A 22,656-nucleotide genomic window follows, 5' to 3' on the forward strand; every position below is an offset into this window, starting at 1 on the left:
GCTGGCCGTGCCCCCGAACGCGCGGACATATCGACGGGGGACATCGCCCCGAGGTGCCGGTAGCGGACAGGGCAAACGTTGCGAATCGCCGTATACAGCTCGACCTTGGTCGCCGATATGCGCGTGGGCCCCCAAACGGGAGAAGCACACCGACTCTCCCACCGCAAGAACCCCACTGCCGTCAAAACTCGGCGACATCACCCCTCACCACACGAAGTCGCCTTCCCCGCCCCAGCAACAAACGCCTCCGCAACTCACGTACATAGCCAGTGATGCCCAGCGTGACAGCGATGTCGCGGATCCGTGCCTCTGGAGCGCGAGCGATCGCGATCAGCACGCGGGCGTGGTGGGTGATGAACGTCCAGGTGCCGCAGCTGTCGTCGGTTGCGTTCACGGGGGTGCGGCCAGGCTCGGTAGCGGCGGGCGGCGGTGTCGGGGCTGACATCCAGAACGGCAGCGATCTCGTCCCAGGTGGCGCCGGTCGCTCGGGCGGCGGCGGCCAGGACGGTGCGGGCCTGGGCGAGCAGGGGCAGGGCGGCGGCGGTGTAGCCGGCGATGGGCCCAGGCTTCCAGCCGGTCTGCTGAGTGGGCGGGGCGAGGTCTTCGGCGTGCAGGTCCAGGGCAAGCTTCCCGGCTGCCTGTGCGAGGCGTTCGGCCTGGTCGCGGATGTGACGGCGCTGCTTGCGGGTGTCGTCCTGGCGTTGGTGGCGCTGGGTAAGGGGGCGCCGGCGTCTGGCGCGCGTGCGGCCGAAAGCCCACCGGCAGGCGTCGGAGCAGTACTTGGGGTGCCGTTAACGGCACCCCTTCTACGAGCGACCGGCGACGGCCAGCTTGATGCCGAGGGCGATCAACGCGGTTCCGGTGAGCCCGTCCACGGTCTTGCGTACGGCCGACTTGGCGAACAGTCGGCGCAGTGCCCCCACGATGTTGACCACCAGGAAGAACCACACTCCGGTCCCCGCCACCGCGATCAACGACAGCACCAGCGCGTCACCCAGTCCGGCATCGCCGGAGACGAACTGGGGCACCAGCGCGATGAGGAACAGTGCCACCTTGGGATTAAGCATGTTCGTCAGCAGCCCTTCGGTGAACGCCGCCAGCGGGCCGCGCTTTCCCGGGTCGGGTAGATCCAGCCGCAGGTCGCCGCCCTTACGCAAAGCCGCACGCCAGGCCTTGACCCCGAGATACAGCAGGTAGCCGGCCCCGACGACTTTGACCACGGTGAACGCCACGGCTGAGGTCGCCAGCAGAGCCGCGATGCCGCTCGCCGTGGCCAGCACCCATACGAATACGCCGGCCGAGACCCCGGCCGCAGCGGCCATGCCGTACGCGCGGCCGGACACGGCGGAACGCCGGACGACCACAGCGAAGTCAGGCCCGGGAGACATCGCCCCGAGTGTCATCACACCGGCGAAAGCCACCATCTGCGCCACATTCGTCACGGCGGCCACGGTATAACCTCGCAGAGCCCGCCCCACAGAAGTCCAGCGCACTGACCACCGACCCTTACCGAGCGTCGAGGCGGGCCATCATCACCAATCCTCGCTACACCGGCCGCCAGGTCTGGAACCGGCAGCGAAAGGACGAGGTCCTCATCGACGTTGACGACGTCGGCCTCGGCCACGCCACCAAGCTCCGCTGGAACACGCGCGAGGAGTGGGTGTGGTCCGACGGGATCACGCAACCGCCGATCGTGACCGCAGAGGGCTTCGAGGTCGTCCAAGAGTTGCTCGCCGGGCTCGGCGTTCGGCTGACCCATTCACCCCAACAAATGAAAAATCCTGGTCAGCTCTACGTCTGACCAGGACCTCATGGGCGAACCGAACGTGTCCGAGGGGGGACTTGAACCGTTCGCCCATCTCCTGAGTAGCTTCGACGCTCCGTGTCTGGACCTTTCATGTCCGGACTAGGTGTGCAGGGAGGCGGCGCCCGCCGTAGCGTCGAGGTCGTCAGCGGGAAACTCGGGCGCTGCGGTAAGCGGCACGGGTGTGCCTTCCCGGCCGACGCGCCAACATCGGCCTTATCCCGAAACCATCATCGGATGATCCGGGAAGGTACCCCCCTCCCCGGCAGATCCACGGGTTTCGATCATTGCTCGCGATGTCTCCATACCGCGTGAGGCTGATGGTCAGGCGCAGGTGTAGCCGGACGGCAGGGCGGTGTTGCCGTTGGGCCTGCTCGCTTGGAAGCCGAAGCTGGTGGTGCTGGCTCCCGGCGCGAGCGTGCCGTTGTGGCTGACGCTTCTGACCGTGACGGTCTGGCCGCTGGTGGTGACGGTGGCGTTCCACGAGCCGGTCAGGGTGTGCCCGGCCGGCAGGGTGAAGGTGACGGTCCAGCTGGTGATCGTCGAGGTGCTGGTGTTGGTGATGGTCAGCGGCTGGATCACATACCCGCTCCCCCACTGGGACTGCACGGTCGGGGTGGCCGAGCAGGCGCCGGTCGTACCTCCCTGAGTGGTGATCTGGACGGTGTTGGAGACCGGCGAGACGTTACCGGCGGCATCGCGCGCCCGGACCTGGTAGCGGTAGGTGGTGTCCGCAGACAGGCCCGTGTCGGTGAACGAGGTCGTGGCCGAGGTGCCGACCTGGGTGAACGTGCCGCCCGTCGCGCCGGGAGCGCGCAGGATCTCATAGCCGGTCACACCGGTGTCGTCAGTGGAGGCCGTCCAGGTCAGGCTGGTGCCGGTTGTGGTGGTGCCCGAGGCGGTGAGTCCGGCAGGGGCGGTCGGTGGCGTGGTGTCGCCTCCGGTGGCGGCCGTGGTGAAGGTGGCCGGCGCGGAGTTGCCCGACAGGTTGCCCGCGCCGTCACGCGCCCGTACGTACACCTGGTATTGGGTGTTGGCACTCAGCCCGGTCAGGGTGATCGAGGTGGTGGTGGACTGGCCAAGCTGCGGGTCGGTGGTGCCCTGCTCTCGGTAGACGTTGTAGCCGGCCAAGCCGGAGCCGCCCTGGTCGGTGGACGCGGTCCAGGTCAGCGTGGCACTGGTGGCGGTCACGTTGGACGCGACCGGCGTGCCTGGCGTGGTCGGCGGCGTGGTGTCGGTCGGACTGGTGGTCAAGCCGAAGAACTCGATGGCGTAGCGGGCCATACCGCTCTGCGGAAGAGCATGCCCGGCGCCCTGGATGCTGTACGCCTCCACCTGCACGGTGCCGGACGGATTGGCGTACCGGCTGCGGTTCCAGTTCGCCTGCGGGGTGTCGGTGCTGGTCGGAGTCTGGCTCAGCCCGAATACGTTCGTCCACTGCTCGATCGACTCTCGCAGCAGCGAGTAGGGCACGAGGGTGTCGGCGGTGCCGTGCCACAGTTGCATGCGCGGGCGAGTGCCGGAGAATCCCGGGTACGCCTGGCGGACCGCATCGCCCCACTGCTGGGGTGTTCGGTCCATGCTCCCGCCGGTGCACCTGCTGCTTCCGGGCGGGTAGTCGGAGGCGCCGGCGAAGCAGTTGAAGGGCACACCCATGAAGGAGGCCCCTGCCTTGAACACGTCCGGGTGGACGGCGAGCATGTGCTGGGTCATCATGCCGCCGGACGAGCTTCCAGTGGCGTAGACCCGGTTCGGGTCTCCCTGATAATTCTGCTTGACATAGTCGATCATCGAGATGATCGAGACCGGATCGCTGCCGCCGCCGCGCTGCTTGGCCGCGTTTGACCAGGTGTCGAAGCAGTTGCCGAACCCTGCCGACTGGGTGGCGGTCGGGTAGATGACGATGAAGCCATATTGATTCGCCAGCGAAGCGAACTCACTGCCCTGGTAGAAGCCGGGACCGGACCCGCCGCAGCCATGCATCGCAACCACGATCGCAGGCGAGGCCGGGCGCGAGTCCGGCACATAGACGTGCATCCGCATGTTGCCCGGGTTGTTGCCGAAGCTGGTCACCTCCACCAGGGTGGCGGCGACGGCCGGCGATCCGAGTACCACGGTCATGACGGCAAAGAGCGCCGCGGCGCAGGCACTAGCCAGCACCGTGGTCAAGCGTCTCATTCGTGCTCCTCCTCTGCATGTCCGCGGCGCGCCGCGGATCGGTCCGCCGCGTATTGACGTCGGTCGCTGGAAAATAGAAGGGCCACGATTTGCCGTCAATGCCCGCTCGGTGCGCATGCCCGCCAGTTCGCCTGGCAGTGAGCCGTTTTCCCTGGTTATCAAGTAACTTGTTATCAACATCCTTGATAACGGTGTGAGAAACTTACATTGGAGCCCGTTCTGACGGGGCGCGATATCGTCTTCTGGTGACCGATCCGGGTGTCCCGGCGGCCGCTGCGCCGGACGCACCGCCGCCCTGTGTGAGCTACCTGGTGCTCCGGCTGGAACGCCGCATCCGCGCCTGCCTGGATGAAGCGCTCGCCCGGCACGGCATGACGACCACCGGATACATGGCGCTCAGCGAGCTGCGCCTGCGCGACGCCCCGTCCTCGGCCGACCTGGCCCGTATCGCCTTCGTCACTCCGCAGGCGATGAACCTGGTCATCCGCGATCTCGAACAACGCGGCCTGATCCGCCGCGATCCGCATCCCTGTGGCGGCCGCGCTCTGCGCACCCGCCTTACCCCGAAAGGTTTGAGCACCCTCCGGCGATGCGACCGCTCCCTCGACAGCATCGAAGCCGTCATGCTCGCCGAGATCTACGACCCGGACCGCACGACACTCACGGAAGCGCTCACGCTGTGCGCCCGAGCCCTTCACCCGGGCACACACCCCTGACCCCGGTCCTTCGGATGAGGCAAGCAGGATGGCGCGGGCCGAGCGGCCTGCTTCTTGAACGGTACTGCGGAATCGCGCGCCCAGCCGCGGGCGATGTTCACCAGCGACATCACGGCGATGTCCTGGTTCAGGCTCTCGGCTTCGGCGAAGACCTTGTGCTGCCGCCGGCACAGTTCGGCTGCCAGGTCGGGCATGCCGCTGTCGGAGGCGATGAGCGCGGAGAAGTTGAGGACACCGCAGGCGCGGGCCACCCGCTTGGAGTGGTCCGCGCCGGGTGTTTCGGCGGTCAGCGCGGTGAGCTCCGCAATGCGCTTGTCCAGTGGAAGCCCGGGGGGTTTGGGTCGGCAGACCAGCGGGATACGGGCGGCGATCGCAGGGTTCACGGTCGTGAATGGCTATCCCCCGAGCCAGGGGTGCGAACGGCGCGTCGCAGCGCTCAGGGAAGCACGGGATTTGGACCCGCCCATCTGAGCACCTACGTCCGCCGACACCGGGGGGAGGCCCTGCACCACATCCGCGAGTGAGAACGTCGGCCCAATCCGCACCCGCAGCCTGCCCCAGGTGATGGCGACCTGCAGAAACCTCTTCTGGGAAAGGCTGAGCCGGTCAGGAAGGCCCGGCTGTACGCCGGGCTCGGCGTTCGGCGGACCTATCACCCCGGAAAAAGAAGAATCCTGGTCAGCTCTACGTCTGACCAGGACCTCATGGGCGAATCGAACGTGTCCGAGGGGGGACTTGAACCCCCATGCCCCGCAAAGGGCACTAGCACCTCAAGCTAGCGCGTCTGCCTATTCCGCCACCCGGACGTGGTGCCTGCACGTGGGACCGTCATCCCGCGTCGGCGGACTTAGGTTAGCAAACTCTTGAGCCGCCGTCATATCGGTAAGAGGGCGGCTGCGGGCGGGGTGCCGGGAAGGGGCGCCCGGCGGCAGGATGGGAGGTGGAAGCCGTACCGAAACCCCAAGGAGTCCACCATGACGGCGATCAACGCTGAGGACGAGGTCGTCGGGCTGTGCCGCGACCTGATCAGGATCGACTCGACCAACGCGGGCGACAACTCGGGGCCCGGTGAGCGGGCCGCCGCCGAGTACGTGGCCGAGAAACTGGCGGAGGTCGGGCTGGAGCCGAAGATCCTGGAGTCGGACAGCCGCAGGGCGAACGTGGTCGCCCGCATCGCGGGAGAGGACCCCTCCCGGGACGCCCTGCTGCTCCACGGCCACCTGGACGTCGTCCCCTTCAACGCCGACGACTGGACCCAGCACCCGCTCAGCGGCGAGATCGCCGACGGGTGCGTCTGGGGACGCGGGGCGGTCGACATGAAGGACATGGACGCGATGATCCTCGCCGTCGTGCGGCAGCGGCTCGCCGAGGGCCGCAGGCCGCCGAGGGACGTGGTGCTGGCCTTCACCGCCGACGAGGAGGCGGGAGGCAAGTACGGCGCCCAGTGGCTCGCCGACGAGCACAAGGGCCTGTTCGACGGGTGCTCGGAGGCGATCGGCGAGGTGGGCGGGTTCAGCGTCTCCATCGACGAGGCGCGCAGGCTCTATCTGATCGAGGCCGCCGAGAAGGGCATCGCCTGGATGCGCCTGACCGCCACCGGCAGGGCCGGGCACGGCTCGATGCTCAACGCCGAGAACGCGGTCACCGAGCTGGCCGAGGCGGTGGGCCGCATCGGCCGGTACGAGTGGCCGGTCCGGATGACGCGGACGGTGCGGACGTTCCTTGAGGAGACCTCCCGGGTCCTGGAGCTGGAACTCGACCTGGACGACGCGGAGAAGACCGTCGCCAAGCTGGGGCCGCTCGCCCGGATGATCGGCGCCACGCTGCGCAACACCGCCAATCCCACGATGCTGGAGGCGGGCTACAAGGCCAACGTGATCCCGCAGACCGCGACCGCGCACGTGGACGGCCGCTTCCTGCCGGGATACGAGGACGAGTTCTTCGAGACGCTCGACGAGCTGCTCGGCCCCAACGTGACCAGGGAGTTCGTCTACCACGACATCGCCATCGAGACCGGCTTCGACGGGCCGCTGGTGCGCGCGATGGCCGACGCGCTCCTCGCCGAGGACCCGGGCGCGCTGGCCGTGCCCTACACGCTGTCGGGGGGCACGGACCTCAAGGCGTTCAGCAGGCTGGGCATCCGGGGATTCGGCTTCGCACCGCTGCGGCTCCCCGCCGACCTGGACTTCTCCGGGATGTTCCATGGCATCGACGAGCGGGTTCCGGTGGATTCGCTCCGGTTCGGGGTCCGAGTCCTTGACCGTTTCCTGGACGGCTGCTGAGCCTTTACCGGGAAACCCGTTGTGTTGACTCGATGTGGTGCTACCGTAACTCTCCGTTGAGGGATGGTCCGCGTCCAAGCGGGCCCGTCCAGGAGTTTGGGGAGGTCACGTGGCACGCGTGCCGCACGAGCAGTGGAGGGCGTCATCGCCCGCTGCTCGACGCGCGCCCGTGACGCTTCCCGTCGACGACACGATCCCCGGCCGGGCTGACCGGATGGCGCGGTTCGCGGCCGGCACTCGGTGGGGTTTCATGCGAGCCCTCGCCATCGGCGGTCTTCTGGCCGTCGCATGGCTGCTCGCGGTCGTCTTCGGGCTCCTCGGCGCCGCTCCCGCGGTCGCGGACGCCACCGCGACGGCAGGGGAGGCCCGCTCCCAGACCCCTCACACAGCTCACACCGCCGCCTCCGGACCGGCCCTCGGGGCCGGTGTCTTCCCCACGGTCGGCGGCGGGCCTTCGGCGACGGAAAACGCCGAGGCCATGGCGGGGCGAGGTGTGGACGGGCTCACCAGCCAGTCCCAGCCGGAGTTCCCGGCGCCCGCCCCCGTCGAGCACGGCTCTGGCGCGAATGGATTCGTGCCCCAGAGCGGTAGTGGATCCGGCACCCCAGGGCCGGGTCCGGGGGATGTCGCGTGGTTCGCCTACGACCCGCGGCCGACGACGCAGCATGTCCCGCCTGCGTTCGTGCTTCCCCCTGCCGTCCGCACAGCGGCGGACGACCCTTCTTTCTCTCCTGACTGATCGCGTCTCGCGGACCGGCCCATCCCCTTTCTGGTGATCCGCCGGTCGCGGAGCCTGCCTTCATCCTCCGTCCCCAGGAGAACCGCTCCGTTCGGTGAGCGATCAGCAGGCCGAAGAAAAGGCAATTGCCATTCCTCGTGACGGCCCTCGGGGCCTCCGCTGTGCGGGCCTTTCCGGCCCTCCCATGGCCTCGCACGCCCTCACGAGGGTCAGGTCCCCCCCGAAATGCTAGGAGCTTCAATCATGCGTACGTGGGTTACGGGTACGGCCCCCGCGGCACTGCTCGCACTGGGCGTCATGGCGATGGGCGGCGGTACGGCCTTCGCCGACACCGACGGTGACCATTCGATCGGCGGCGGCAACCAGGTCAACCTCCCGATCACCCTGCCGATCGACATCAGCGGCAACTCCGCCGCCGTGGCCGGGGAGTCGTCCGCCTCCTCGGAGGGCGGCGCCGCCGTCGAGAGCGACGGCGGCGGTGCGGGCGCCGGCGGCAACCGCACGTCCGGCCGGGGTTCGGTGCTGGGCGGCAACCAGGTCGTCGCCCCGATCACCGCACCCGTCAACGCCTGTGGCAACGCGGTGTCGGTCTTCGGCCGCTCCGAGGCGGGCTGCCGTGGCGGCTCCTCGGTGCGAAGCGAGGGCGGGAGCGGCGGCGGGGCCGGCGGCAACCGTACGAACGGTGACCACAGCATCGGCGGTGGCAACCAGGTGGTCGCGCCGATCACCGCGCCGATCAACGCCTGCGGCAACTCCTTCGCGATCTTCGGCGGGGCGACCGCCGGTTGCCGGGGCGGTGCCTCGGTGAGCGGCCAGGGCGGTGCCGGTGGAGCCGGCGGCAACCGCACGTCCGGCCGGGGTTCGGTGCTGGGCGGCAACCAGGTCGTCGCCCCGATCACCGCGCCGATCAACATCTGCGGCAACTCGGTCGCCGTCGTCGGAGAGGCCTTCTCCGGCTGCGAGGGCGGCGCCGAGGTCGGCGGCGGCACGCCCGAAGGGCCGGGTGGCCCGAGGCACCCTGGCGGTCCTGGCCACCCGGGGGGTCCCGGTCGCCCCGGTGGGCCTGGGCACCCGGGCGGTCCGGGGCACCCCGGCGGTCCGGGGTGGCCGGGTAAGCCTGACGGTCACGGCGGACCCGGCCACGGCGACCACGGGAAGGGGCCGCGTCCCGGTGGCGGCTGGGACCACGGCCCGCGTCCGGGCGGCCACGGCGACGACTGGGAGCGCGGTCCCCGTCCCGGCGGTCCCGGGGGCTACGGCCGGCCGGGGAACGACACCGACGGGCGCTTCGGCGCCGGTAGCGGCAACCAGGTGGTCGCGCCCATCACCGCCCCCGCCGAGGTCTGCGGCAACAGCGTCGGCAACGGCCCGGCGGGCTGCCCGGGAGGGGCGTCGGCCGGGACGGGCCGGGGTGGCGGTGCGGGTGGCGCCGGTGGCAATGTCACGTCCGGCCGGGGTTCGGTGCTGGGCGGTAACCAGGTGGTGGCGCCGATCACCGCGCCGATCAACGTCTGCGGCAACGCGGTGGCCGTCCTGGGCGGAGCGTTCGCCGGTTGCCAGGGTGGCGCGTCCGTCGTGGGCGGCGGCGGTGGCGCCGGCGCGGGCGGCAACGTCACGTCCGGCCGGGGTTCGGTGCTCGGTGGCAACCAGGTGGTCGCCCCGATCACCGCGCCGATCAACGTCTGCGGCAACGCCGTCGGCGTGCTCGGCCAGGCCGCGGCCGGGTGCAGGGGCGGCGCCTCGGTCTCGGGCGGTGCGGGCGCGGGTACGGGCGCGGGCGGCAATGTCACGTCCGGCCGGGGTTCGGTGCTGGGCGGTAACCAGGTCGTCGCGCCGATCACCGCGCCGATCAACATCTGCGGCAACGCCGTGGCGGTCCTGGGCGACGCCGCCGCCGGCTGCCTCGGAGGCTCCCGCGCCGGTGGCCCGTCCGGGCGTCCGGGCGGCGGCCAGTGGGGTGGCCCCGGCGGTGGTCACTGGGGCGGCCCCGGTGGCCACGGCGGCCCTGGTGGGCACGGTGGGCACGGCGGTTACGGCAAGGGTCACGGTGACTGGGACTCCAAGCCCGGCAAGCACAGGACGAGCGGTCTGCTGTCCGCCTTCCCGGCCGTCCCGGCTCTCGGCGGCGCCGCGGGACAGGCGTCCGCCTCCGGCATGTCGTCGACGACCGCGGACCGGTCGCGCTTCCCTGCCGCCGAGAGGCTGCCCGAGTTCCCCGCCGCCCCCGCCGTTCCCGCGGCGCCCGCGAGCGAGGTGGGCGACCGGGCCGCGAAGGCCGGAAAGGGCTCGCTGTCGGCTCCCGTCGCCGACCTGACCTCCTCGGCCCCGGCCGGAGCCCTGCCGGTCGGTGACCTGGGCCTGATGAGCGCGGCCCAGCCCGTCGGCGTGACCGGGATGAACGTCGGTTCTCTGGTCACCCTCCTGGTCGGTGCGCTGGCCGCGGGTGCCGCGACGGTCTTCGGCACCACCCGCCGGATCCGTTTCGGCAAGAAGTAGCGGAACGGGAAGCAAGGCGAGAAGTAAGACATTAGTAACCCATTGGACATGCTTTCCCAGAGCCGCTGAGGAAGGCGCCTAAACGCCTCGAAGGCGGCGAGACAGGACGACCGCGCCCTCGTGGCGTGGCGTCCGCTCGGCCTGCGAGGCACCGAAGCTTTGCCCGTTCCGGGGGCGCGGCCCGGAGCGGGCAAAGCCATGTCCGGAGTCACCCGGAGTCACATCGTCCTGGTCACACGTATTATCTTTCGGCGCAGTCGAACGTCTCGGCGGCCGTCGGGATACAGTCGCAGGCGGTCGAGCTCCCAGTCGCCGTATTCTGCATGTTCGGTCAGTATCCGCCGGGCTGCGTCCCGGGATGTGCCACGCGGAAGGTGGAGGACCAAGTAGGAGTAGTCGAGCACAGCGATTAGTCTCCGAGGGTGAGCTGGGGGACGTCGACACTCATAGGGCTTTATTCTGCGTCCTTGCGGCTTCCCTTGGGAGTGTTCCCGGCCGAGACCGGGTAACCCGAGGGGAAGAAAACGGGGAACGAATGCGAACAGCGAGGTAGGAAGCAGCGTGCCAGCCAAGAACGGCAACGCCGGTGGAACCCGCCTGGTGATCGTCGAGTCGCCTTCCAAGGCGAAGACCATCGCCGGGTACCTCGGCCGCGGCTACGTCGTGGAGTCCAGCATCGGACATATTCGCGATCTCCCTGAGAAGGCCGACGACATCCCCGAGAAGTACAAGGGGGAGTCCTGGGCACGCCTCGGTGTCAACGTGGATCACGAGTTCGAGCCGCTCTATGTCGTCAACCACGACAAGAAGGCGCAGGTGAGCAAGCTCAAGCAGCTGCTCAAGGACGCCGACGAACTCTATCTCGCCACCGACGAGGACCGCGAGGGCGAGGCGATCGCCTGGCACCTTCGTGAGGTGCTCAATCCCAAGGTGCCGGTCCACCGCATGGTGTTCCACGAGATCACTCCCCGGGCGATCCAGGAGGCGGTGGCCAACCCCCGCGCCCTGAACCTGAGGCTGGTCGACGCCCAGGAGACCCGGCGCATCCTCGACCGCCTCTACGGCTACGAGGTCAGCCCGGTCCTGTGGAAGAAGGTCAAGCCCCGCCTGTCCGCCGGGCGGGTGCAGTCCGTGGCGACCAGGCTCGTCGTGGAGCGCGAGCGCGAGCGCCTCGCGTTCACCAGCGCGAGTTACTGGGACCTGCAGGCACTGCTCGACACCGGCCGCGACGAGATCCCGCACGAGTTCACCGCCATGCTGACCGGCGTGGACGGCAAGCGCGTCGCCCAGGGCCGTGACTTCGCGAGCAACGGCACCCTCAAGAACGCCGACGTGCTCCACCTGGACGAGCAGGCGGCCCGTGCCCTGGCCGGGCGCCTCGCCGGCGTCTCGTACAAGGTCAAGTCCGTCGAGCGCAAGCCGTACACCCGCAAGCCGTACGCGCCGTTCAGGACGACCACGCTGCAGCAGGAGGCGAGCCGCAAGCTGGGCTTCTCCGCGAAGTCGACCATGCAGGTCGCCCAGCGTCTGTACGAGAACGGCTTCATCACCTACATGCGAACCGACAGCATCACGCTGTCGGAGACCGCCGTCGCGGCGGCCCGCAGCCAGGCGATCAAGCTGTACGGCGCGGCGTACGTGCCCGACAAGCCGCGCGTGTACGCGAGCAAGGTCAAGAACGCGCAGGAGGCGCACGAGGCGATCCGTCCCTCGGGCGAGGAGTTCCGCACGCCGGGCGAGACCGGGCTGAGCGGTGACATGTTCCGCCTGTACGAGCTGATCTGGCAGCGGACCGTGGCCTCCCAGATGAAGGACGCGGTCGGCGAGTCGGTCACCGTCAAGGTGAACGGCACGTCGAGCTCGGGCGAGCTGGCCGAGTTCACCGCCTCCGGCCGGACGATCACCTTCCACGGCTTCCTGAAGGCCTACGTCGAGGGCGCGGACGACCCGTCCACCGACCGGGACGACTCCGAGAAGCGCCTGCCGAACCTCACCGAGAACGACCCGCTCACCGCTTCCGCGCTCAACGTGCTGGCACACGCGACCAAGCCGCCCGCGCGATACACCGAGGCGTCGCTGATCAAGGAGCTGGAGGACCGGGAGATCGGCCGCCCGTCGACGTACGCGTCGATCATCGGGACGATCCTGGACCGCGGCTACGTCTTCAAGAAGGGCACGGCCCTGGTGCCGTCCTTCCTGGCGTTCGCGGTGGTGAACCTCCTGGAGCGGCACTTCGGAAACCTCGTCGACTACGACTTCACCGCCGACATGGAGAAGGTCCTCGACGACATCGCGAACGACCGGGCGGAGCGGGTGCCCGAGCTGCGCCGGTTCTACTTCGGCGCGGAGGGCGACGAGGGCCTGAAGGAGCTGGTCACCGACCTCGGCGAGATCGACGCCAAGGAGATCAGCTCGTTCCCCATCAGGGGCACCGACATCATGATCCGGGTGGGTCGCTACGGCCCGTACCTGGACCGCGACGGCGCCCGGGTGAACGTGCCGGAGGACCTCGCGCCCGACGAGCTCACCGCCGAGATGGCCGAGGAGCTGTTCTCCCGCCCGACGGGCGACAGGGAGCTGGGCAAGGACCCGGTGACCGGGCACGTGATCGTGGCCAAGGACGGCCGTTACGGCCCGTACGTCACCGAGATCCTTCCCGAGGAGGCGCCGCCGGCCGAGGGCGCGAAGAAGAAGACCAAGAAGGCCGACGCCGTCAAGCCGCGCACCGGCTCGCTGCTCAAGTCGATGTCCCTGGACACCGTCACCCTGGAAGACGCCCTGAAGCTCCTCTCGCTGCCCCGCGTGCTCGGGGTCATCGACGACCAGGAGGTCACCGCCCAGAACGGCAGATTCGGGCCGTACGTCAAGAAGGGCACCGACTCGCGCTCGCTGGCGTCCGAGGAGGAGATGTTCACGATCACCCTTGAGCGGGCCAAGGAGTTGTTCGCCCAGCCCAAGGCGAGGGGAAGGCAGGCCGCGGCGGCGCCCCCGCTGCGCGAGCTGGGCGAGGATCCGGTCTCCAAGAAGCCGATCGTGGTAAAGGAGGGGCGGTTCGGGCCGTACGTCACCGACGGTGAGACCAACGCCTCCCTGCGCAAGGGTGACGAGGTCGAGCAGATCACGACCGAGCGCGCCGCCGAGCTCCTCGCCGACCGTCGCGCCCGCGGCCCGGCGCCCAAGCGTCCCCGCACCACCAGGGCCAAGGCGAAGGCATGACGTCCCGTTTCCAGGGTTTCGGGAGCTTCCAGGCACCTGGAAGCTTCGGGTCGTTGGAGCCCTCAGGCACCTGAGCTTCCGGGTTCTCGGGAGCTTCGGGGCTCCTGAGCCTCGGGAGAATCCGGACTTCTGGATTCCCGGGCTTTTGGGAGCCTGCGGGCTCCCGGGTTTCGGGGGCTCGCGGGCTTTCAGGGGCTTCCTGGCTTTTGAGCTTCCGGGCACCGGAACCCTTCCGGGTTTCTGAACTTCCGGCTTCCGGGAACGCATTCGTCGGCCCGGGCGTTCTTCGGAGCGCACCGGGAACGGCCGGTGGGCGCGGGAGGGGCGAGTGACGGTTGTGGGTTTCGTGTCGCTGGTCATCTGCGCGATCACGCTGGTCCACTTCTACCTGTGGCGTCGCCTGATCGGCTCGACCACGAGGCCCGGCCGGACCCGCCGGGTGCTGACGTGGGCTCTCGTCGCCCTGGCCGTGCTCGCCCCGGTGACGTTGGTCGCCTCCCGCAGCGAGTGGGGCCATTTCCTGGCCTGGCCGGGGTTCTTCTGGATCGCGGTGATGTTCTACCTCTTCGTGTTCCTGGTGATCCTGGAGATTCCCAGGGGCGTGGCCCTGCTGGTCCTGAGATGGACGGAGCGGCGCGCGGAGGGCCGCCCGGTTTCACCTGACGCGGCCGACGCTCGGGGGAAGCGGACCGCGTTCATGGCCGCCCAGCCGGTGCCCGCCGTTCGGCCCGATGTCGCCGACCGGTCCGATGTCGACGGTCGGTCCGGGTTCGAGGCGGGGGCCGGGAGGAGGGCCGAGGCGAGTTCGAAGCCGGGGACCGAGATCGGTGGCGTGATCGTCGTCCCGGGTGCCGGGGACGCGCGGCGCGACGGAGGGTTCCCAGGAGGACCGTACGGCCCGGCAGGGATGAGCAGGAGGCTGTTCATCGCCCGTACGGCGGCGGTCGCCGCCGGGGCGGGGGCGCTGGGCACGGTCGGGTTCGGGGTGAGGACGGCTCTCGGCGACCCGGTGATCGAACCGGTCAAGGTCGTCCTGCCCAGACTGGATCCGCGCCTGAGCGGCCTGCGGTTCGCGGTGGTGAGCGACATCCACCTGGGCCCGCTCACCGGCACGGAACACGCCCGTCGCCTCGTCCGCATGATCAACTCACTGGAGGCCGACGTGGTCGCCGTCGTCGGTGACCTGGTCGACGGTACGGTGGCCGAACTCGGCTCGCTGGCCGTGCCGCTGAAGGACCTCGAATCCCGCTACGGCGCCTACTTCGTCACCGGCAACCACGAGTACTACACCGCCAACGGTCCGCAGGAGTGGATCGAGGAGTTGCGCGGGCTCGGCATCCGCCCTCTCGGCAACGAGCGCGTCGAGATCGCCCACCGGGGAGCCGTTCTCGACCTCGCCGGGGTCAACGATCTCGGCGGTGTCGTCTCGGGTGACGGCCCCGACTTCGAGCGGGCGCTGGGCGGTCGTGACCGTTCCCGGTCCACCGTCCTGCTCGCCCACCAGCCGGTCCAGGCCGTCCAGGCGGCGACGTACGGCGTGGACCTCCAGCTGTCCGGGCACACGCACGGAGGCCAGATGGTCCCGTTCAACCTGGTCATCCCGATGCAGCAACCGGTCGTCTCCGGCCTCGGCGAGGTGGACGGCACCCAGGTCTACGTGACGCGGGGCGCGGGCTTCTGGGGGCCGCCGGTCCGGGTGGGCGCACCGCCCGAGATCACTCTTCTGGAAGTCCGGAACGAGTGACCCCGGACACCCGGTCTTGGGCACACCTTCCCGGAGTCCGTGGCGAGCACCTCTGGAAATTCCACCGGAGGCACTTTTGGGGCCCCAACGGCAGCACCTCTGGAAACAGTCGTACCGAGCGCCTCTTTTCGCGGGTGTGACCTGCGGGGGGCGGTGCCGGCGTATTACCCTCGTGCGACGGGTAGCCGGGTATCTCCGCCTGGCTCGTGTTTTCCCAAGCCCAGCGAGCATCTGGATACGCTGACACTATGACCACCCCTGGCCGGAGCACCGCGCGACGCAAGACCCCCCACGTGCTGGCCAACGCCCCGTTCCGCAAGCTGTGGACGGCGATGTCGGTATGCAGCCTGGGAGACTGGCTCAACCTCCTCGCGCTGACCGCCCTGGCGGGCAATCTCACCGCGGCGTCGGGCTACCAGGTTCAGAGCCTGGCCATCGGCGGCGTCTTCGTGGCGAAGATGCTTCCGGCCATCCTGCTGGGGCCGCTCGCGGGGGCGTTCGCCGACCGGTTCGACCGGCGGCTGACGATGTTCTTCTGCGATCTCCTGCGCTTCGCGCTGGTGCTGTCGATCCCGCTGGTCGGCAGCTACCAGTGGGTGATCATCGCTACGTTCCTGGTCGAGTGCGTCAACCTCTTCTGGGTTCCGGCCAAGGACGCCACGGTGCCCAACCTGGTGCCCAAGGAGCGGCTGGAGGAGGCCAACCAGCTCAACCTCCTGGTCACGTACGGCACAGCGCCCGTCGCCGCGCTGCTGTTCGCGCTGCTTTCCGTCGCCGACGACGTCCTGGGCAGGCTGGTGCCGTTCCTCGCCCAGCGCGAGACCTACCTGGCGCTGTTCATCAACGCGCTCGCCTACCTGGTCTCCGCCGTCATCATCTTCTCGCTCAAGGACATCCCGAAGAGCGGAGCGCGGGCCACCTCCACGCCGTCGGTGCTGCGGCAGATCTTCGAGGGCTGGCGGTTCGTCGGCGGCAACCGGCTGATCCGCGGTCTGATCATCGGCATGCTGGGCGCGTTCGCCGCCGGTGGCGCGGTGGTCGGGGTGGCCAAGATTTACGTGGAGGCGCTGGGCGGCGGTGACGCGGCGTACGGTGTGGTCTTCGGCGCGGTCTTCGTCGGTATGGCCTCCGGTATGTTCTTCGGGCCCAGGCTGCTGAGGGAGCTGTCGCGGCGGAGGCTGTTCGGCCTGTCGATCGTGGTGGCGGGGCTCGTCCTCGTCGCGGTCGCCCTCGTCCACAACCTGGTGATCGTCGTCCTGCTGACTGTGCTGCTCGGCGCGTGCGCGGGAATCGCCTGGATCATCGGCTACACCATGATCGGGCTGGAGGTGGACGACAGCCTGCGGGGCCGCACGTTCTCCTTCCTGCAGTCGCTGGCCCGGGTGACCCTGCTGCTGGTCGTCGCGGTCGCGCCGACCCTGGCGGGCCTGTTCGGCGAGCGCCAGATCAGGGTCGGCCTGGAGCCGGTCTACCGGTTCGACGGCTCGAACCTGGTCCTGCTGGTCGGCGGGCTGCTCGCGGTGATCGTCGGGATCGTCGCGCTGCGGCAGATGGACGACCGCAGGGGCGTCTCGATCGTCGCCGACCTGTTCGCCGCGGTGCGCGGGGAGCGCTTCGCCCCCGAGAGCGCCGAGCAGGGGCGCGGGATGTTCATCGCGTTCGAGGGGGGTGAGGGGTCGGGGAAGACCACCCAGTCCAGGTTGCTCGCGATCTGGCTGCGCGACCAGGGCTTCGACGTCGTGCAGACCCGTGAGCCCGGCTCGACCAAGGTGGGGATGCGGCTGCGGGCGATCCTGCTCGACGCCGTGCACCAGGGACTGTCGGCGAGGTCCGAGGCGCTGCTGTACGCGGCGGACCGGGCCGAGCACGTGGAGAAGGTCATCCGTCCGGCGCTGTACCGGGGTTCGATGGTGATCTCCGATCGCTACGTCGACTCGTCGCTCGCCTACCAGGGCGCGGGCCGTGCCCTGGACACCGAGGACGTCACGATGATCAACAATTGGGCCACCGGGGGGCTTGTTCCCGATCTCACCGTGCTCATCGACACCCCGCCTTCGGTGGGACTGGCCCGGCTGGGCGGGGCCGCCGACCGCATCGAGTCGGAGCCTCTGGAGTTTCACGAGCGCGTCCGTCGTGAGTTCCGGGCACTGGCCGCCGCCGAGCCCGACCGCTACCTGGTCGTCGACGGGACCCTGCCACAGAACCAGATCTCCTCGATCGTCCACGACCGGATCCGCGAGATCCTGCCCGACCCGGTGCCGCAGGAGTCGGAGGACGTCACCGGGACGATGCCCGCGATCCGCGACTGAGCCCGCGTCCCCGGCGGTAGGTTGGGGGCGTGGGAGTCTTTGACGATCTTGTGGGGCAGGAGCGGGCCGCCGCGACGCTCCGCCGGGCGGCGGCGGCCGGGGCCGATCTGCTGGCCGGGGGGCGCGGCGCCGGGATGACCCACGCGTGGTTGTTCACCGGGCCGCCCGGATCCGGTCGTGAGGAGGCCGCGCGGGCGTTCACCGCCGCGCTGTTCTGCCCGGACCAGGGGTGCGGCCACTGCGACATGTGCCACCAGGTGGCGGTCGGCTCCCACCCCGACCTGGAGATCGTCCGCCCGCAGGGGCTCTCGTACGGCATCAAGGACACCCGGCGGCTCATCCTGCGCGCGGCCGGGGCGCCGACGCTGGGCCGCTGGCGGGTCGTGCTGTTCGAGGACGCCGACCGGGCGACCGAGGGGGCGTCCAACGCGCTGCTCAAGGCCATCGAGGAGCCGCCGCCGAGGACGGTGTGGCTGCTCTGCGCGCCCTCCCCGGACGACATGATGATCACCATCAGGTCCCGATGCCGGATCGTCACGCTCGTCACCCCGCCCGCCGCGGCGGTCGCCCACGTGCTGGCCACCCGAGAGAACGTGCCGCCGGCGATGGCGGAGTTCGCGGCCAGGGCCGCCCAGGGGCATATCGACCGTGCCCGCAGGCTCGCCCTGGACGGGGACGCGCGTGCGCGCCGCGAGGCGGTGCTGTCCATCCCCCGGTCGCTGACCGGTGTGGGGGAGTGCGTGATGGCCGCCGAGCGGCTGGTGAAGACCGCCGAGGACGAGGCCGCCGCGGTCACCGCGGTGCTGAACGAGTCGGAGATCACCGAGCTGCGGCAGGCCTACGGCGAGGGCTCCACGGGCAAGGGGCTCAACAGGGGCCTGATCCGCGGCGGCGCCGGGGCGCTCAAGGATCTCGAGGACCGTCAGAAGTCCAGGGCGACCCGCACCAAGCGCGACGTCATCGACGCCTCCCTGCTCGACCTGGTGGCGTTCTACCGCGATGTGCTGGCGGTGCAGTTCGGCGCGCACGTGGAGCTGGCGAGTGAGGACCGCCGCGCCGACCTGGACGAACTGGCCCGTGCCTCCACACCGGAAGACACCCTGCGCAGGATCGACGCGATCATGCGCTGCCGGAGGCGACTGGCGTCCAACGTCAGTCCGCAGATGGCGGTCGAGTCGATGACCATCTCGCTGCACAGGCCTGTGCTTTGAGCCGCGGCCGTCCCCGGATCGGACTGGGCGGGGTTCGCCGACCTTGAATGGGCTTAAACCGTCCTGAACCCGATTAAACCAGCCTGAACCAGCTGTGAACCGGCCCTGGCCGCCTTACCAGGCCGATTCCGGACCGGTCTTATCCGGTCGTACGGGGCCGCCGGACTCGGCTGTGAGATCACGCGGGGCTCGGGGTGCCGCTTTCAGGGAGTGCCGTCCAGGGGGCCGGTTCCACGCCGCGAGGGCCCGATTACCGCCCGCCGTCCCCGGGGCGCGGATCGACGGCGCGATGCCCGCTCGTTCGTCGCGACACCCGGGCCGGGGCCGTTCGGGGAAGGCTCTGGCCGACATCGGACATTTTCCAGTTTTCCTGGTCGGTGGCTGAATATCTGCTGGTGGGAGGGTAGTTGGTAACCCTCATCAAGTAGTCGCTATCCGTCTGTTTCCGATTAGGTGGAACCATTCATCGCTAAGTCACCTCAAAGTACGAGTACGGGTCGTTAAGATTAAACGGCAAAATAGGTTATTTCGTTATAAATCGGTGGACAGTGTCCTGCTCTATGGGGATGAGCAGCGAGGACCGGGGGACTCTTGGTGAGCATTGGGGCACGTTACGGCGGGATTCCGCCCGCGAAGGAGCGGGCCGTCACGAGCCGTGTGGGCGACGACGACACGCTGAGAATCGAGTGGCCGCAGCCGGTCCATGGGGCCGACGGGAACGATCCCGGGATCGTTCTGCGGCACGTGGAGACCGGCGAGGAGTGCGAGGCCGCGAACCTGAAGGCACTCTCCGCCGGCATCTGGACGGCGTCGCGAGGCGGTGAGCCCATCGCCACCGACGACCCGGGATTCTCGCTCGACGGCCTGTGGGCCTACGCGGAGACCCCCAGAAACCGAGAGATCAGGGCGTTTCGCACCTCTGTCGGGACGCTGGGCCTGCGGGTCCGCGAGGTCGAGCCGTACGTCGAGGTGATCCGCGTGACCGCGGAGGACGGGGTGATCGAGGTCGAGGGCGCCGTCGCGTACGGCGAGCCGATCCGGGGCGCGGCGAAACTCGTGGCGGTGGCGCGCCGGGGACCCGAGCCCGTGAGCGGGCCCGCGAACTTCCAGGGGCGGTGGTTCGACGGCGGGATCGAGATCGCGCCGATGGCCGAGACGCAGGTACGGCGCCGGGTCTTCTGGGATCTCTACGCGGAGTTCTCCGGAACCCGTCTGCCGCTCGCGACTCGCCTTGATGACATAACGGATAAGAAGACCAAAATTCGGTTCCCGGCCCAGCGCGTGGGACAGGTGAGGGTCCGGCCGTACTACACCGATACCGACAGCCTCGCCGTCGCGCTCAGCGTCGAGGAGGAGAGCACGTGAAGATCTCCTTTCTCATCCTCAACGCCTACGGCATGGGCGGAACCATCCGCGCCACCTTCGACCTGGCCACGGCGATGTCCGAGCGGCACGAGGTCGAGATCGTCAGCGTCTTCCAGCACGCCGACGTCCCCTTCCTGCCGTTGGGCTCCCAGGTTCGCCTGCGGTCACTGGTGGACCTGCGGGAGGGGGCCAGGGTCCGCTGGCCGTACACGAAGAAGGCCGAGCGGCTGAGCGCGCGGGAGAGCGCGCTGATCCACCCCGAGGAGCGCGCGTACGCCTCCTTCAGCGCCTGGAGCGACGAGGTTCTCGTTCGCGAGCTGCGCAGGCTCCGCAGCGACGTGCTGATCACCACCCGCGCGGGGCTCAACATCATGGCCGCGAGGTACGCGCGCAAACGGGTCATCACGATCGCCCAGGAGCACCTGCACTTCGAGGCACACCAGCCCGGGATCTTCGAGGAGATCCGGACGTGGTATCCGAAGCTCGACGCCGTGGTGACCCTCACCGAGGCCGACGAGCACGACTACCGGAAGATGCTCGACGGGGCGCCCACCCAGGTGTTCACCATCGGCAACGGGCTGCCCGGCGGCCCGCGTCCGCGCTCCCGGCAGGAGAACCGGATCGTGCTGGCCGCGGGCAGGCTGGTGCCGGTCAAGGGGTACGACCGCCTGCTGAAGGCGTTCGCCCGGGTGGCCAGGGAGCGCCCGGACTGGAAGCTGCGCATCTACGGCGAGGGCCGGGTCGGCGACAAGCTGATCAAGCAGTCCGTCAAGCTGCGCCTGCACAACAACGTCACGTTCATGGGGCCCACGGGAGACATCGAGGGCGAGCTCGCCAAGGCCTCGATCCACGTGGTCAGCTCTCGTTTCGAGGGCTTCGGCATGACCATCATCGAGGCGTTCGCCTCCGGGGTGCCGGTGGTCAGTTTCGACTGTCCCCGTGGACCTCGCGAGATCATCACGCCCGGGATCGACGGGCTGCTCGTTCCCGCGGACGACGTGGACGCCCTGGCCGCCGGACTGATCCAGATGATCGACGACGAGGAGGGGCGCCGCCGGATGGCCGAGAACGCCCTCCAGACGGCCAGGAGCTACGACATCTCCATGATCGCCGACCGCTGGGAGAAGTCCTTCGCCGAACTCGGCCGCTGAGCCGAGCCCGCGCGCCGGGCGGGACACGTGGGCCGGAAGGGGGCCGCAGGCGGGGAGAGCGCGGACGGGGCGGAACCCGTGGGCCGGGCGAAGCAGCAGAAGGCCCGGCATGGCGTCTCTGTGATGTGGAAGTCGAACTGCTCTCCCACGGAGAGCCCCTCGCCAGGGACCGCGTCGACATCGCGACGCTCTTCGCCGAACATCACCTCGGGCTGGTACGGCTGGCGCTGCTCATGGTGGGCGACCAGGCCACCGCCGAGGACGTCGTACAGGAGGCGTTCACCCGTACCCACGCGGGACGGCGCCGTCTGCGCGACCCGGACAGGGCGCTGACCTACATCCGTTCGGCGGTACTCAACGGGTCGCGGTCGGTGCTGCGCCGCCGCGCGGTCGCCTTCCGGTGGGCCGCGCCGTACGAACCGCCGGTCTGGTCCGCCGAGCACGCCGCGCTGCTCGGCGAGGAACGCCGCGAGGTGCTCGTGGCCCTGCGCGCGCTGCCCAGGAGGCAGCGGGAGGCGCTGACCCTCCGTTACTACCTGGACCTGTCCGACCAGGAGATCGCCGAGACCATGGGCATCGCCGCCGGCACCGCCCGTTCCACCCTCGCGCGCGGGCTCGCCGCCCTCGCCCGGATGCTCAAGGAGGAGTCATGACCGACATCGAGAACCGCCTCCGCGACGCCCTCTCCACCGCCGCCGCGACCGCCGAGAACGTCCGCCCGCTCACCGTCCCTGCCCGCCGCCGCTCCAGGACTCCCTTCAGGGTCGCCGCCGTGGCCCTCGCCGTCGCGGTGACGGCCTTCGGAGTCGTACGGCTTAAAGAGGTCTCCTCGCTGTCGAGGGAGAACATCGTCGCCATGGCGATGAGCGGCGTCGAGCAGCCCGGCGACGCCGATGTGGCGGTCTTCCTCTGCAAACAGGACGACGCCTTCCCCACGTGCGACCATGCGATAACCGAGGACGAGAAGGCGGAGATCCGACGGACACTGGAGGCCCGGCCCGAGGTGGAAAGGGTCCTTTTCGAGGATCGCCGGCAGGCGTTGGAGAAATTCCGGAGCTACAACGCGGACAACTCCACGTTGCTGAAGGCGATAGCCGTCGAGGACATGCCGGAGTCCTTCCGAGCCTGGCTCAGGCCGGAGGCGGACTCCAAGGCTGTCGCCCGCGCCATGGGCGAACTGCCGGGGGTGTCCAACGCGATCGATACGCCCTGCATGCTGAGAAACGCGTCGCTGTGGTCGCTCGTCGAGTACGTCCTTCCGTGGTCGGAGCCGGAGCAGTGCTCGTTCCCGGCGTTCGAGGTGCCGGAGCCGGGCTGAGCCGACGACGGGGGCACGGATGGGGCACGACCCACGACCGGGGCCGGACGAGCCTGGTGTGCGGCACCGTCAGGCTCGTCCGGCATTGTCGGATGGCTTGTCCATGATCGCCCTCGGATGGCACCCC

At 69.5% G+C, this 22,656-nt stretch carries 18 protein-coding genes and 1 tRNA gene; 13 read left to right on the forward strand and 6 right to left on the reverse strand.

Annotated features, from left to right (window positions below; genetic code table 11):
- Positions 1-181: 181 nt before the first annotated feature.
- Both ACFY3V_RS27775 and ACFY3V_RS27780 read right to left on the reverse strand, forming a co-directional pair.
- Entirely contained in the window at positions 182-394 is a 213-nt protein-coding gene (locus ACFY3V_RS27775; protein WP_389777617.1) for a hypothetical protein, read from the reverse strand.
- A 412-nt stretch (positions 395-806) separates the two neighbouring features.
- Positions 807-1,442, reverse strand: coding sequence for a LysE family translocator (locus ACFY3V_RS27780; RefSeq protein WP_389777619.1), 636 nt, complete (start codon positions 1,440-1,442; stop codon positions 807-809).
- On the opposite strand from ACFY3V_RS27780, the gene ACFY3V_RS27785 reads away from it, so the two are divergent.
- Positions 1,397-1,801: a recombinase family protein gene (locus ACFY3V_RS27785; protein ID WP_389777622.1), complete on the forward strand. Its 405-nt coding sequence runs from the start codon at positions 1,397-1,399 to the stop codon at positions 1,799-1,801. The genes ACFY3V_RS27780 and ACFY3V_RS27785 overlap by 46 nt on opposite strands.
- Positions 1,802-2,128: 327 nt before the next feature.
- Here ACFY3V_RS27785 and ACFY3V_RS27790 read toward each other — a convergent pair whose 3' ends face one another.
- On the reverse strand, positions 2,129-3,982 hold the full coding sequence (locus ACFY3V_RS27790) for a PHB depolymerase family esterase (RefSeq protein WP_389777625.1): 1,854 nt from the start codon (positions 3,980-3,982) through the stop codon (positions 2,129-2,131).
- 245 nt (positions 3,983-4,227) lie between these two features.
- Between ACFY3V_RS27790 and ACFY3V_RS27795 the strand changes: the two genes are divergently transcribed.
- Positions 4,228-4,698: a MarR family transcriptional regulator gene (locus ACFY3V_RS27795; protein ID WP_362923234.1), complete on the forward strand. Its 471-nt coding sequence runs from the start codon at positions 4,228-4,230 to the stop codon at positions 4,696-4,698.
- Here ACFY3V_RS27795 and ACFY3V_RS27800 read toward each other — a convergent pair.
- Together ACFY3V_RS27800 and ACFY3V_RS27805 are read right to left on the reverse strand one after the other, a co-directional pair.
- A complete protein-coding gene (locus ACFY3V_RS27800; protein WP_389777629.1) occupies positions 4,677-5,081 on the reverse strand; it encodes a hypothetical protein in 405 nt (134 codons plus the stop codon). The two genes, ACFY3V_RS27795 and ACFY3V_RS27800, sit on opposite strands and share 22 nt — an antisense overlap.
- A 337-nt stretch (positions 5,082-5,418) precedes the next feature.
- Positions 5,419-5,504: transfer RNA gene (locus ACFY3V_RS27805), tRNA-Leu, on the reverse strand.
- Between the two features lie 168 nt (positions 5,505-5,672).
- On the opposite strand from ACFY3V_RS27805, the gene ACFY3V_RS27810 reads away from it, so the two are divergent.
- The 3 genes from ACFY3V_RS27810 (at position 5,673) to ACFY3V_RS27820 (ending at position 10,215) form a co-directional block, all read left to right on the forward strand.
- Entirely contained in the window at positions 5,673-6,980 is a 1,308-nt protein-coding gene (locus ACFY3V_RS27810) for a M20/M25/M40 family metallo-hydrolase (protein ID WP_362898110.1), read from the forward strand.
- Positions 6,981-7,089: 109 nt separating this feature from the next.
- Positions 7,090-7,719 (forward strand): hypothetical protein, encoded by a 630-nt coding sequence (locus tag ACFY3V_RS27815; protein ID WP_389777633.1) that lies wholly within the window; start codon positions 7,090-7,092, stop codon positions 7,717-7,719.
- A 243-nt stretch (positions 7,720-7,962) separates the two neighbouring features.
- A complete protein-coding gene (locus tag ACFY3V_RS27820) occupies positions 7,963-10,215 on the forward strand; it encodes a chaplin family protein (RefSeq protein WP_389777636.1) in 2,253 nt (750 codons plus the stop codon).
- Positions 10,216-10,433: 218 nt separating this feature from the next.
- Here the strand turns inward: ACFY3V_RS27820 and ACFY3V_RS27825 are convergent, their stop codons facing one another.
- A complete protein-coding gene (locus tag ACFY3V_RS27825) occupies positions 10,434-10,619 on the reverse strand; it encodes a DUF5703 family protein (protein ID WP_084195129.1) in 186 nt (61 codons plus the stop codon).
- Positions 10,620-10,776: 157 nt separating this feature from the next.
- Between ACFY3V_RS27825 and topA the strand changes: the two genes are divergently transcribed.
- The 8 genes from topA to ACFY3V_RS27865 all read left to right on the forward strand — a co-directional run bounded on the left by topA (position 10,777) and on the right by ACFY3V_RS27865 (position 22,529).
- Positions 10,777-13,431: a type I DNA topoisomerase gene (gene topA, locus ACFY3V_RS27830; protein WP_389777640.1), complete on the forward strand. Its 2,655-nt coding sequence runs from the start codon at positions 10,777-10,779 to the stop codon at positions 13,429-13,431.
- Between the two features lie 328 nt (positions 13,432-13,759).
- On the forward strand, positions 13,760-15,175 hold the full coding sequence (locus ACFY3V_RS27835; RefSeq protein ID WP_389777643.1) for a metallophosphoesterase: 1,416 nt from the start codon (positions 13,760-13,762) through the stop codon (positions 15,173-15,175).
- Between the two features lie 248 nt (positions 15,176-15,423).
- Positions 15,424-17,484 (forward strand): dTMP kinase, encoded by a 2,061-nt coding sequence (tmk, locus tag ACFY3V_RS27840; protein ID WP_362898100.1) that lies wholly within the window; start codon positions 15,424-15,426, stop codon positions 17,482-17,484.
- A gap of 29 nt (positions 17,485-17,513) precedes the next feature.
- The gene (locus ACFY3V_RS27845) at positions 17,514-18,695 is read left to right on the forward strand and encodes a DNA polymerase III subunit delta' (RefSeq protein WP_362898098.1); all 1,182 of its coding nucleotides are present in this window, start codon (positions 17,514-17,516) and stop codon (positions 18,693-18,695) included.
- Positions 18,696-19,289: 594 nt separating this feature from the next.
- Positions 19,290-20,060 carry a hypothetical protein gene (locus ACFY3V_RS27850; protein WP_389777648.1) on the forward strand — a complete coding sequence of 257 codons (771 nt, stop codon included), beginning with the start codon at positions 19,290-19,292 and terminating at the stop codon, positions 20,058-20,060.
- The gene (locus ACFY3V_RS27855; protein ID WP_350941614.1) at positions 20,057-21,211 is read left to right on the forward strand and encodes a glycosyltransferase family 4 protein; all 1,155 of its coding nucleotides are present in this window, start codon (positions 20,057-20,059) and stop codon (positions 21,209-21,211) included. The genes ACFY3V_RS27850 and ACFY3V_RS27855 overlap by 4 nt, the downstream gene beginning before the upstream one ends.
- 125 nt (positions 21,212-21,336) lie before the next feature.
- Complete coding sequence (locus ACFY3V_RS27860; protein WP_389777651.1) at positions 21,337-21,864, forward strand: SigE family RNA polymerase sigma factor; 528 nt, start codon at positions 21,337-21,339, stop codon at positions 21,862-21,864.
- Positions 21,861-22,529 (forward strand): permease-like cell division protein FtsX, encoded by a 669-nt coding sequence (locus tag ACFY3V_RS27865; RefSeq protein ID WP_389777653.1) that lies wholly within the window; start codon positions 21,861-21,863, stop codon positions 22,527-22,529. Before ACFY3V_RS27860 ends, ACFY3V_RS27865 begins: the two co-directional genes overlap by 4 nt.
- Positions 22,530-22,656: the final 127 nt, after the last annotated feature.

Origin of the sequence: Streptosporangium sp. NPDC000095 (assembly GCF_042899335.1) — a bacterium.
Lineage (GTDB): Bacteria > Actinomycetota > Actinomycetes > Streptosporangiales > Streptosporangiaceae > Streptosporangium.